The organism is Desulfosceptrum tomskiensis (genome assembly GCF_049818055.1).
Taxonomy (GTDB): domain Bacteria; phylum Bacillota; class Desulfotomaculia; order Desulfotomaculales; family JASEER01; genus JBFLVT01.
Window position 1 is genome coordinate 2,200,760 of the sequence record NZ_CP187479.1, and the last position, 12,060, is coordinate 2,212,819.

Annotated in this window: 11 protein-coding genes; 7 read left to right on the top strand and 4 right to left on the bottom strand. The window is 60.7% G+C overall.

Annotated elements, in window-relative coordinates:
- Positions 1–71: 71 nt before the first annotated feature.
- The gene (locus tag ACPV0M_RS11205; RefSeq protein ID WP_425620714.1) at positions 72–203 is read right to left on the bottom strand and encodes a helix-turn-helix transcriptional regulator; all 132 of its coding nucleotides are present in this window, start codon (positions 201–203) and stop codon (positions 72–74) included.
- A 227-nt stretch (positions 204–430) separates the two neighbouring features.
- Here ACPV0M_RS11205 and tilS point away from each other — a divergent pair, with 227 nt between their 5' ends.
- The 4 genes from tilS (at position 431) to ACPV0M_RS11225 (ending at position 6,318) form a co-directional block, all read left to right on the top strand.
- Positions 431–1,864 carry a tRNA lysidine(34) synthetase TilS gene (gene tilS, locus ACPV0M_RS11210; protein ID WP_425620715.1) on the top strand — a complete coding sequence of 478 codons (1,434 nt, stop codon included), beginning with the start codon at positions 431–433 and terminating at the stop codon, positions 1,862–1,864.
- A gap of 61 nt (positions 1,865–1,925) precedes the next feature.
- Positions 1,926–3,746, top strand: coding sequence for an ATP-dependent zinc metalloprotease FtsH (ftsH, locus tag ACPV0M_RS11215; RefSeq protein ID WP_425620716.1), 1,821 nt, complete (start codon positions 1,926–1,928; stop codon positions 3,744–3,746).
- A 58-nt stretch (positions 3,747–3,804) separates the two neighbouring features.
- On the top strand, positions 3,805–4,254 hold the full coding sequence (gene ndk, locus ACPV0M_RS11220; protein WP_425620717.1) for a nucleoside-diphosphate kinase: 450 nt from the start codon (positions 3,805–3,807) through the stop codon (positions 4,252–4,254).
- A 360-nt stretch (positions 4,255–4,614) separates the two neighbouring features.
- Positions 4,615–6,318, top strand: a complete 1,704-nt coding sequence (locus ACPV0M_RS11225; RefSeq protein ID WP_425620718.1) for a formate--tetrahydrofolate ligase — start codon at positions 4,615–4,617, stop codon at positions 6,316–6,318.
- Between the two features lie 132 nt (positions 6,319–6,450).
- Here ACPV0M_RS11225 and ACPV0M_RS11230 read toward each other — a convergent pair whose 3' ends face one another.
- Together ACPV0M_RS11230 and ACPV0M_RS11235 are read right to left on the bottom strand one after the other, a co-directional pair.
- Positions 6,451–6,978, bottom strand: a complete 528-nt coding sequence (locus ACPV0M_RS11230) for a phosphate-starvation-inducible PsiE family protein (RefSeq protein ID WP_425620719.1) — start codon at positions 6,976–6,978, stop codon at positions 6,451–6,453.
- Positions 6,979–7,061: 83 nt separating this feature from the next.
- A complete protein-coding gene (locus ACPV0M_RS11235; protein WP_425620720.1) occupies positions 7,062–7,760 on the bottom strand; it encodes a diguanylate cyclase in 699 nt (232 codons plus the stop codon).
- A gap of 215 nt (positions 7,761–7,975) precedes the next feature.
- On the opposite strand from ACPV0M_RS11235, the gene ACPV0M_RS11240 reads away from it, so the two are divergent.
- Genes ACPV0M_RS11240 through ACPV0M_RS11250 form a run of 3 tightly spaced genes read left to right on the top strand, consistent with a single transcriptional unit; the run spans position 7,976 to position 10,708 of the window.
- Positions 7,976–8,506 (top strand): DUF6431 domain-containing protein, encoded by a 531-nt coding sequence (locus tag ACPV0M_RS11240; protein WP_425620721.1) that lies wholly within the window; start codon positions 7,976–7,978, stop codon positions 8,504–8,506.
- A 50-nt stretch (positions 8,507–8,556) separates the two neighbouring features.
- A complete protein-coding gene (locus ACPV0M_RS11245; RefSeq protein WP_425620722.1) occupies positions 8,557–9,915 on the top strand; it encodes a DDE-type integrase/transposase/recombinase in 1,359 nt (452 codons plus the stop codon).
- Entirely contained in the window at positions 9,908–10,708 is an 801-nt protein-coding gene (locus ACPV0M_RS11250) for an ExeA family protein (protein WP_425620723.1), read from the top strand. The genes ACPV0M_RS11245 and ACPV0M_RS11250 overlap by 8 nt, the downstream gene beginning before the upstream one ends.
- 480 nt (positions 10,709–11,188) lie before the next feature.
- On the opposite strand, the gene ACPV0M_RS11255 is transcribed toward ACPV0M_RS11250, so the two are convergent.
- Complete coding sequence (locus ACPV0M_RS11255; protein ID WP_425620724.1) at positions 11,189–12,058, bottom strand: MBL fold metallo-hydrolase; 870 nt, start codon at positions 12,056–12,058, stop codon at positions 11,189–11,191.
- Positions 12,059–12,060: the final 2 nt, after the last annotated feature.

Consider the following 12,060-nt stretch of genomic DNA (forward strand, 5'->3'; position numbering starts at 1 on the left):
TCAGCGCTATTCCGGATGCCCCAGGGCTTTGCGGTACTGCGAAGGCGAAAGGCCTACCTTTCGCTTGAAGGTCACGGTGAACTTTTTCCCGTTTCGGTTTTAAAGACGGCGATGAAGCGATACGGGCTGTAGTTGGCGATGCGGGCCAGGTCGTCCAGGGAATAGTCCTCAAGGTAGTGTTCGTGCAGAAAGTCAACGAGCACGGAGGTGCCTTTCCGGTCCCGGCGGGTCGGTTCGTAATCGGGTACGTAAAGGGGTGGCGGAAGCCACCCCTTGATTCGTTGGCTGCACGTTCACGTTCCGCCGTTTATCCCCCCGCCGCTTTTTGCTTGCAGGTAATGCCGCCCTGATGTGGAATTTGCAAGAGATACTAAGGGATGCGCCGGCATAAAAAGTGTTAGATCGCCGTTGGCCGCCTGGTGGTGATAACGTGCAGGTTGAAGACCTTCCCAACCATGTCGAGGCTTACTGCAAGCGCCACGCCATGTTCCGGCGGGGCGACAAGGTCCTGGTGGGCGTTTCGGGCGGCTCCGATTCGACCGCTCTACTGGACATCCTGTTCAACCTGCGTCCCAGGCTGGGTATAGAATTGGTCGTCGCGCACTTCAACCACAAGCTCAGGGGAGAAGAGTCCGACGAAGACGCGCGCGCCGTTGCGAGGCTGGCCCAGGGATACGGCCTGCCCTTTGTTGCCGATGCTGGTGACGTTGCGGCTTTTGCGAAAAAAGCCCGGCGCGGGATCGAGGAAGCGGCGCGGCACCTGCGCTACGCCTTTTTTGAACGGGTAATGGGTGAAGCCCGGGCTGACCGTGTGGCCCTGGGGCACAACGCGGACGACCAGGCGGAAACGATCCTCTTTCACTTCTTAAGGGGTTCGGGGACGGCCGGCCTGGCGGGGATGCCGCCGGTCCGGGGTCCTTTTGTCCGTCCCCTGCTGGGAACCCGGAGGTCGACCATCGAGAAATACTGCCGGTGGGCCCGGCTGGCGACGCGCATTGACACATCCAATTTCGACACCGATTACACGCGTAACCGCATCAGGCTCGAACTTATCCCCGCGCTGCAGAGCGCATACAACCCCAACCTGGTGCCTGCTTTGCTGCGCATGGCCGAAATCATCCGGGCCGACGAGGCTTTCATGCACGCGGAGGCCTTGCGCGTTTTTGCTTCGCAGTCCGGCGTCACCGAGGACGAGGTTACTTTCGACCGCAAGGCCTTCGACCTTGTGCCGCTGGCCCTGCAGCGCCGGCTGGTGCGCCTGGCCTGGTCCGAACTCACCGGGCGCGACGACCTGCCCTTCGACCAGGTGGAAAAAGCCCTCGAGATCATTGCCCGGAAGGAGAGCGGACAGGTCGTCCAGTTCCCCGGCGGGGTTTACATGACCAAGGAACAGATGGCGGTCACCTTTACCTACGCCTTTCCCCAGCCCGATGCGACGCCTTACGCATACCCGGTGGCCGTCCCCGGTGTAACGGACATCCCGGAGGCCGGGGCGCAGCTGGAGTGCCGCATCGTCGACCGGAAAGACATCCCCGATCCGCGCGAACTGGGGCCCGACAGGGCCGTCCTGGACTTCGATCGGCTGGTCCAGCCCCTGGCGGTGCGCAACCGGCGGCCCGGCGACGTTTTCCATCCCTTCGGCTCCGGGGTGACCAGGCTGAAGAAGTTCCTCAGCGGGCTGAAGGTCACGCGCCGGGAGCGGGACAGGATTCCTCTGCTCGTGGACGGCAAGGGCCGCATCGCATGGGTGGCGGGGATGCGGGCCGCCGAATGGTGCCGGGTGGATAGAGGTACCACCAGGGCGTTATTCCTTGAGATGCGGCGTGAAACGGCGGGTTTCGGGCAGATTGAAAAAGGGAAATAAGATGTGGTAAAATACTGCTGTTATGTGGCTAGTTAGCTGAAATCCGAGAGGGGTTGGCTGCATGCATAAGGTTTTCAAGAATTTGAGCATATATCTGTTAATCGTGCTGGTCATCATCGCCCTGATCAAGTACACTTCGCCGCAGGCCGGCACTCCGGAACTCCTGTCGTACGACCAGTTCGTCAAGGCGGTCGAGGCGGGCGAGGTTCAGCGCGTCGAAATCCAGCCGGAAAAAGGGACGAACGCCATCAAGGGCGTGCTCAAGGACGGCAGCAACTTTGAGAGCTCGGGGCCGCTGGATGACGATCACCTGAGGGCCCTGCTGCTGGAAAAGAAGGTCCATGCCGTCTACCAGAAGCCGGCCGAGCCGGGCTGGTGGGTCAGTCTCCTGACCACGATGTTCCCCATCCTGCTCATCGTGGCGCTCTTCTTTTTCCTGATGCAGCAGTCGCAGGGCGGGGGCAACAAGGTCATGTCCTTCGGGAAGAGCCGTGCCCGCCTGCACAACGACGATAAGAAGAAAGTGACCTTCGCCGACGTCGCCGGGGTCGACGAAGTGCGCGAGGAGTTGCAGGAAATTGTCGAATTCCTTAAGAACCCCCGCAAGTTCAACGAGATCGGGGCGCGGATCCCCAAGGGCGTCCTGCTCTTCGGGCCGCCCGGCACGGGCAAGACGCTGCTCGCCCGGGCCGTCGCCGGTGAAGCGGGGGTGCCGTTCTTCAGCATCAGCGGCTCCGATTTCGTGGAAATGTTCGTGGGCGTCGGCGCTTCGCGCGTGCGCGATCTCTTCGATCAGGCCAAGAAAAGCGCGCCGTGCATCGTCTTTATCGACGAGATCGACGCGGTGGGCCGGCAGAGAGGGGCCGGGCTGGGTGGCGGCCACGACGAGCGGGAGCAGACGCTGAACCAGTTGCTGGTCGAGATGGACGGCTTCCAGCCGAATGAAGCCATTATCATCATCGCGGCCACCAACAGGCCGGATATCCTCGACCCGGCGCTGCTGCGCCCCGGGCGCTTCGACCGCCAGGTGGTCGTCAATATGCCGGATATCAACGGGCGCCGCGAGATCCTGGAAGTGCACGCCAAGGGCAAGCCGCTGGAGGACGACGTTAACCTCGACGTCCTGGCGCGCCGGACCCCCGGTTTTTCCGGGGCCGATCTGGCAAACCTGATTAATGAGGCCGCTCTCCTGGCGGCGCGGGCCAACAAGAAGCGCATCGGCATGCGCGAGCTCGAAAGCGCCATCGAGCGGGTCATCGCCGGTCCCGAGAAGAAGTCGCGGGTGATCAGCGACAAGGACAAGAACCTGGTCAGTTACCACGAGGCGGGGCACGCCCTGGTCAGCTACTTCCTGCCCAACCTTGACCCCGTACACAAGATTTCGATTATTCCGCGGGGCCGGGCGGGGGGTTATACGCTGCTCCTGCCCAAGGAAGACCGTAACTACATGACCAAGTCCCAGCTTTTGGACACGATCGTCATGCTGCTGGGCGGCCGCGTGGCCGAGGCCATCGTTTTGAAGGATGTCAGCACCGGGGCCCAAAACGACCTGGAGCGGGCGACGGAGACGGCGCGCAAGATGGTCATGGAGTATGGGATGAGCGAGGAGCTCGGCCCGCTGACCCTCGGACGCAAGCAAGAGGCCGTGTTCCTGGGGCGCGACCTGGCGCGGGACCGCAACTACTCCGAGGAGATCGCCTACGCCATCGACATGGAGGTCCGCAAGATTATTGAATCGGCCTACCGCAGGGCGGAGCAGATCCTGAAGGAGAACATCCACGGCCTGCACAAGGTGGCCAAGACGCTGTTCGAGAAGGAGACGATCGAGGGCCCGGAGTTCGAGGCCCTGATGCGGGAGGCCGCGGGAGAGGCCACCGCTTAGCTGAATCCTTCGGATTCAGCATCTGATTTCAATGTTCCGGTTGAAAGGATGAAGGAAGTTGGAACGCACCTTTGCAATGGTCAAGCCTGACGGCGTGCAGCGGGGCCTGGCGGGAGAGATCATCAAGCGCTTCGAGCAAAAGGGCTTCAAGATCGTGGCCCTGAAGATGATGCGCATCGACCGGGCCATGGCGGAAAGACACTACGGGGAGCACAGGGAGAAGCCCTTTTTTGGGGACCTGGTGTCGTTCATCACCTCCGGGCCGGTGGTGGCCATGGTTATCGAGGGCAAGGATGCCGTACAAGGCGTCCGCGACATGATGGGGGCCACCAATCCCTTAAAGGCGGCTCCGGGTACGATCCGGGGCACGTTCGGCGTCGACGTGGGCCGCAACGTGGTGCACGGCTCCGATTCACCGGCTAGCGCCGAGCGGGAGATCAACCTCTTCTTCAAGCCGGAGGAAATCGTGGAGTTCGACCGTACGCTTGACGCGTGGATTTATGAATAGCAAAAAAACCCCGGCTGGAGGGCTGTTGAAAAACTTCGCCTGGCTTTGTCAGGCTTGCCGGCCAGTGCTCACGTACCACCCCAGTACGCTCCGCGCTGGCCGGCTTCGCCTTCCGTGCCATGCTTGTTTTTGAACAGCTCTCGGTTTTTCAACAGGCCGTGGGGCCGGGTTTTTTTTTGCAGCACTAAGCTTTGAGCACCAAGCGTTAGGATAGGGGCAAGCCGCATCCTGGTGGTCCTCTCCCCGTCTGTCTTGTTCTAACGCTTAATACCCGGAGCTAATGTTATGATCGAAGAGTCAACTATTCGCTGTACGAAACGATTTGCTGTACGAAACGATTTACTCTCGGGAGGATCCACGATGAAGTTTGTACCTACCGACCTTGAAATAGCCCAGGCCCATAAGATGATCGACATTCGCGAGATTGCGGAATCCGTGGGGCTTACCGAGGAAGACATCGACCTGTACGGGCGCTGGAAGGCCAAGATCGGGCTCCACGTCCTGGAGAAGCTGGCCGACCGGCCTACCGGCAAACTGATCGACGTGACGGCCATCACCCCGACGCCGCTCGGAGAAGGCAAGACCGTGACCACCATCGGCCTCACCCAGGGGCTGGGGCGCATCGGCAAGCGGGCCATCTGCACCATCCGGCAGCCCTCGATGGGACCCGTTTTCGGCATCAAGGGCGGCGCCGCCGGGGGCGGGTACGCCCAGGTGGTGCCCATGGAAGACCTTAACCTGCACTTCACCGGCGACATCCACGCCGTAGGTCAGGCCCACAACCAGCTCGCGGCCATGATCGACGCCTCCATCCTGCACGGCAACCCCTTGAACATCGACCCCTTAACGATCACCTGGAACCGGGTGGTCGACGTCAACGACCGCGCCCTGCGCGATGTAATCATCGGGCTCGGGGGCCGGCAGAACGGCTACGCGCGCCAGACCGGTTTTGAAATGACGGTCGCTTCGGAGGTCATGGCCGCCCTGGCGCTGGCCACAGGCATCATGGATCTCCGCCGGCGCCTGGGGCGGATGGTGGTGGCTTACACCTACGAAGGCCGGCCGGTCACCGCGGAGCAGCTGCGAGGCGCGGGGGCCATGGCCGTTATCCTGCGCGACGCCGTCAAGCCCAACCTCATCCAGACGCTCGAGGGCCAGCCCTGCATCGTCCACGCCGGACCGTTCGCCAACATCGCCCACGGCCAGTCGTCGGTGCTGGCCGACCTGATGGCCCTGAAGATGGCCGAATACGTGGTTACCGAGAGCGGCTTCGGGGCCGACCTTGGCATGGAGAAATTCATGGACATCAAGTGCCGGCAGTCGGGCTTAAGGCCGAACTGCGTGGTCATCAACGCCACCGTCAGGGCCCTGAAGATGCACGGGGGAGCCGGCAGGGTCGTCGCCGGGCGCCCCCTGCCGGAGGAGATCACTTGTGAGAATCTCCCCGCCCTGGAGGAAGGCTGCCGCAACCTGGCCCACATGATCAAGATCGCCGGGTACTACGGCGTGCCGGTGGTGGTCTCGATCAACCGCTTTGTCACCGACACCGACGCCGAGGTCGAAACGGTGCGGCGAAAGGCCCTGGAGGCCGGCGCGGACGCCGCTCACCAGATGACCGCCTGGGCCGAGGGCGGCGCCGGGGCGGTCGATCTGGCCCGCTCCGTGGTGGAGATGTGCGAGCGGGAGACCGACTTCCGGTTCCTCTACCCAGACCACCTGAGCATCAAGGAAAAAATCCACATCATGGCCACCAGGCTTTACAACGCCGCCGAAGTGCACTACGACCACGTGGCTGAGAAAAAGATCGAGCTTTTCGAGCGGATGGGATGGGGCAGGCTGCCTATCTGCATGGCCAAAACCCACCTTTCCGTCTCCCACGACCCTGAATTGAAGAACGTCCCCGAAGGGTACGTCTTCCCGATCCGCGACATGCGGGTGTCAGTCGGCGCGGGCTTCATCTACCCGCTGGCCGGGACCATGTCCACCATGCCCGGCCTGGGCTCGCGTCCCGCCGCCTTCCAGATCGACATCGACGAACTTGGGCGGGTCAAGGGCCTGTTCTAAAAAACGCTAGGCGTTGGGCATTAGGCTAAGAGTATGTTTCTTAAATTCACAGAAACCGGAGAAGCCCCTGCCTGACTGTTCAGGATGGGCTTTTTGCATTAGTGGCTACTCGGCCAGAGGTTTATGCTAAATTTAATTAACCGTCGATGACCGTCGCAAGCCGGGCGATCTCCCCCGCTTAATGCCGGCCTTCGGACGGTATACATTAGTTCGTTGAGCAATGCTACTGTAAGTCAATACCCAGCGCAGGATGCCAAGGGCTACCAATCCCGCGAGATTGACCAACCGGACCTCTATACTGAGCCCTTCGATATCACCGATCAGCAACTTGCGCAATAAGGCGGCGATGGCTACATCAACGAAGACGGCGACCTGAACCTTCTGCCCGCTGAGGTATCGTACTTCGGCGCTGATGAGCTCGGAAATTGTCCAGAGGATGAGAAGCATACCGAGGGCGTGCAAAAACCCATCCAGAATACTGTGCTGTGCAAAGACGGCGCCATAAACGTCACGGGCGAAAATCCAGAGGGCGAGCAGGGAAGCAACGATCAGACTGAGACCCAAGAAAACGTGCAGCAAGCGGTTGTAAAACCGCATGTAGTTCAGGAGGAGCGAGGTCCTGCCTTTCGTTGAGGTCTCCGAAGAGCTGTTACCTTGCACAAGTATCCCTCCAATACCGTCTTTCCGATATCTTAACATTTTTTGCCGTTATGCCAATAGAGACCCTGGTCCTTCTCCAGGGCTCATTCCGCCTGCGCCACCACAACGCGGTTGCGCCCCGCCTGCTTGGCGGCGTACATGGCCGCATCGGCCGCATGGAGCAGTGTACCCAGAGTGGTGGCGTGGGCCGGGCAGACAGCCACGCCCACGCTTACCGTCAGCGGAGGCAAATATTCGGCAGGCCGCTGTGGGTCGGGCAGGCTGGTCCCGGCCACCACCTGCCGGAGGCGCTCCGCGATTTCAAAGGCAGTTCCTGCATCGGTCTGCGGCAGAATCACCACAAACTCCTCGCCGCCGTAGCGTGCCACAACGTCCGCCGCCCGCAGGCTTTTCTGCACCGCTTGCGCCACCGCCCGCAGGGCGGCATCGCCCGCCTGGTGTCCGAACGTGTCGTTGAACAGCTTGAAGTGGTCCAGGTCCAGGATCAACACCGCGAAGGGCTGGCCGGTGCGAACGAAAAGGGCCAGCTGCTGCTCCAGGAACGCCTCGAGGAAGCGCCGGTTGTACAGGCCGGTGAGAGCGTCGGTCACCGAGAGGCGGGTGGTCTCCTCCAGCAGGAAGAGGTTGGCAACGACGGGCAGCGAGTATTCGGTGAGTTCCTCGATCCAAGTGTTTATCTCGTTCTGGAAAAGATTCTTCCCGCTGCTGTGCGTGGGCGTGCTGGCGGGCTTCCACCCGGGCCTGCCGGATGGAAAGAGAGGAATGAGAAGACTGACGACCAAGGTTCTTGCCGCCGCCAGGATCAGAAAGCGGGAATGCAAACCGAATTGTTAGGGCTAACCTGAAACGTCCGAAAGCTGACGGGATTGCCTGACCGGGGGCTGCTGGATATAATGGCCATATCATTTAGAAAGGAAAGACGCCCCTGTTTGTTGTGCCACCGTGGTCAGCAGCAGCACCAGAGGCGCCCATCACCGTATGGTCATTGTAACAAAATATGAGCTCGTTGAGAACCCCGACAGGGGTGTTTTTTGTGAGGAGCGCGGAGCAGATTCCCTGTCCCTGCTGTAGCGGGCATTTAAAGGTAATTGGCAGCCGCCAACGGAGCTGTATCGACAGCCTCGGGGACAAGATCATCCTTATCATCCGCCGCCTTCGTTGTGTTGCGTGCCGTCGCATCCACCACGAACTGCCGGACATGCTGGTACCGTACAAGCGTCACATAAGAGATAGCATTGAGGCAGCCGTGGGCGGTGATCCGGCCCTTAGCGTCACGGCCGATGAATCCACCTTGTGGCGCTGGCGGAGATGGTTTCGGGCACTGGCTGCGTACTTCCTTGGCTGCCTCACCGCCCTCGCCGCCCGTTATGCGATAGCGTCTGCGGAAGGACGATCCACCCTTCCCCGGTCCGCGCTCCACGGGATCTGGCAGTTGGTAGGGGATGCCCCCGGCTGGCTGGCCAGAGTTGTCCGCCCGGTGGCCAATGCAAATCTTTGGGTACAGACCCGTTCGGCATTCCTGTCCTGACGGCTTTGGCATAGACTCGTGCTGAATTAACTTTAAGGAGGGTATTCAGCATGAGAGACCACCGGAAGGCCGAAGAGATCGCCGCCCAGCGGATGCAGCTTTTGTCCCCGCTGTTGGCGGAAGACGTGGATGCGGCCAAAGCCAGAAAACTCAGGGCCCAGATTTGCGCACAGACCGGGCTATCCGAGCGTACCTTGCGCCGGTATCTGGCCCGGTACCGGGAAAACGGGTTCGGGGGCCTCAAGCCCAAGGGTAAGGGTGAACGCCTGAACCAGGAGGCCGTCCCGGCCAACATCCTGGAGCAGGCCATCCTTTTGCGCCGCGAGGCGCCGGGAAGAAGTGTCGCGCAGATCATTCAGATTCTGGAGTGGGAAGGACTGGCCGAACCCGGCCGGATCAAACGCAGCACCCTGCAGGAGAAACTGGCGGAGAAGGGCTACAGCGCCCGGCACATGCGGATGTACGCGGATACCGGCGTCGCCGCCCGGCGGTTTCAGAAAAGGCACCGCAACCAGCTCTGGCATTCAGATATCAAGTATGGGCCGTACCTGCCCATCGGCCCGGATGGCGCCAAGAAGCAGGTCTATCTGGTATCCTTCTTTGACGACGCCACGCGCTTTGTCATGCACGGAGAGTTCTATCCCACCCTGGACCAGATCATCGTCGAAAACTGTTTCCGGCAGGCGATCCAGAAGTACGGGGCGCCCGAGGCGGTGTTTTTTGATAACGGTAAACAATACCGGACCAGGTGGATGACCCGGGCCTGCGCCAAGATGGGCATCCGGCTGCTGTATGCCAAGCCGTATGCCCCGGAAGCAACCGGCAAGGTGGAGCGCTTCAACCGAGTGGTGGACGCCTTCCTGGCCGAGGCGGCCTTGGAGAAACCGCAGTCGCTGGACAAGCTCAATGAGCTGTTCTGGGTTTGGCTGGAGGAGTGTTACCAGAACAAGCCCCATTCAGCCCTGGCGAACAATCAGAGCCCGGCTGCCGCTTACCGCAGTGACAGCAAGGCGATCAGGTTTTTGGATGCCGAAACTATCGCATCTGCTTTTCTGCACTGCGAGGAAAGGAAGGTCGACAAGGCGGGCTGCATCAGCTTCGCAGGCAAGAAGTACGAGGTCGGTCTGAATTTCATCGGTTGCAAGGTGGATGTCGTCTACGACCCGGCTGATACCGCCGAACTGACCATCGAGTACGAGGGGCATGTGCCCTTTAAGGTTAAGCCACTGGTCATTGGAGAGCGGACCGGAGAGCGCCCGCGACTGCCAGAGTATTTGCAGAGCCAGACTGCCGAATCATCCAGGCTCCTGTCTGCAGCGGCAAAGAGAAACAAACAGAGGAGAGAGCAGCAGGCCCCTGCCGTCATCTACCGGGCGGTACGCAAGGGGGAGGTCGGCGGCAGTGTTTGAAGAATTCTACGGCCTCGCCCATACCCCGTTCACCCGCGACATTCCGACAGACCAGTTGTACCCGTCCATGATGCTGGAAGAGACATTGGGCAGACTGGAACATGCCGCCAAGCGCCAACTGTTTGTTGTGTTCACCGGGGACAGCGGGACCGGCAAGACCACCGCCATCCGGCGTTTCAAGGATATCCTCGACCCGGCCCGGTTTCTGGTAATGTACCTGGCGGATTCCAAACTGACACCCCGGCATTTCTACAAAGGCCTGCTGGAACAGCTGGGGTGTGAAGCCAAGTTCTATCGGGGCGATGCCAAGCGCCAACTGCACCGGGAGATCGAGCTGATGCGGGGCGTTCATTCTTTGCAGCCGGTGGTGATCCTGGATGAAGCACACTTGTTAGATAAGGAGATGCTGGAAGAGGTCCGGTTTCTCCTCAACTTCAAGATGGACTCCACAAGCCCCATGGCCCTTATCCTGGTCGGGCAGAGCGAGCTGCGGGAACGGCTCCAGCTCCAAGCCTACGCCGCCATCCGGCAACGCATCGACTTGCAGTGTAGACTAACCCACCTGGACAGGGCGCAAACCGGTGAGTATGTGAAACGGCACCTGGCATACGCCGGTGCGGACCGAGACATCTTCTCGGATGGTGCGTTGGATGAGATCTTTCGTTTCTCGGCCGGGACCCCGCGGCTGATCAACAAGGCCTGTACCCATTGCCTGATCTACGGGGCGCAGAACGGCAACCGGATCGTTGACGACCACATGGTAAAGCGGGTGATTCAGGGAGAGCTGATGTAGCTCTCCCTGCTCCGCCCGCCGATGGTTACCGGCCAACTATTCGTCAATTGTTGGACAATTAACACCGTCTATCCCCGGACATTATGGGGTGGCAGTAACACCGAATAAAATCCTTCGTCACCACCCAAAAACAAAAAAATAAAATCCCACCGAAGGACGGACCCACAAATGGAAAGAACTTATTTTACTCTTTACTTCGCCGGGGACAGCAGTTCCAGAAAAGCCCTTACTACTGAGGATCAAAATGAGTAGCCGCACACCGCTCCACGTTGTGCTCAGCCACAAAGTCCAGCGCCCGGTAGAAGTGGTGAAACTGTCATCGACATTTGATATCAAGACCCCATAAGCGGTTTGGGACTCCCGTGCCCCTGAAAACGGCAGAGAAGCCTCAGGCCAAATCAATATACTGTGGGGCGACATTCTTAAGACCGTTGACACCCTCACCTGGCGCGGCGGCCGAATGCAACTTTGTCCATTAGCTTAGACGGTGCTCACTACGGCGGACGGGCTCGGCAGTTCAAAAGCGGCGCCTGCCGGGGCATATTTAAACCGTGGCCCGAAGATCTGCGCCAGGGTGGCCATGGTCGGCAACCCGGTGCAGTGGTTGGCGGCCAGGAACCGCAGGTTAAGTTTATGCAGGTAGTCGATGGTAGTCCGGCGCTGCTCTTCATCCACCGGCCCCAGGTGGGTGCCGCCGATAATTCCGTACACTTTATCCACGCCGGTTACCTCCCGGGCGTGCTCAATAATGTTCACTACGCCGGCGTGGGCGCAGCCGAGGATTACGACCAGCCCTGCGGGCGTAACGGCATAAAGGCTCATGTCGTCACGCAACGGATCGGGCTGCGCGGTCCCGTTTTGTGGATCTTCCCAGACAACGAGCCGGGCGTCCCCCTTTTCAAAGGCCGTCCGGCGCGGCACCTCGCCGCTCACCCAGAGCCCCGGGGCGATCTCGCGCGGCTCGCTTACCCAGACAAAGTCGGCCCCGAGACTTTCGAGTTCCAGCCATCGGAAGGGTACGCCGATGTAGCGGCGGCGCGGGACGGTGCTGCAATGGGAATCGAAAAGGTGGGGGTGGGCGTAGACCGGCAGCCGGCCGCGCGCCTGGAGGAAGGCCTTTAAGCCGCCGGTATGGTCGTAATGGCCGTGGCTCAGCACCAGGGCATCCACAGTAGGCAGATCAACCCCCAGAAGCGCCGCATTGGTTACGACGTGACCCTGCGCGCCGGTATCGAAAAGGATCTTGGCGTCGGGGGTTTCCATCAGCAAGGCCAGCCCCCACTCGCCAACCAGTTCCAGCGGCACGCCAACCGTGTTTTCGACAAGAACCGTTATCTTAAGCCTGTCCACGT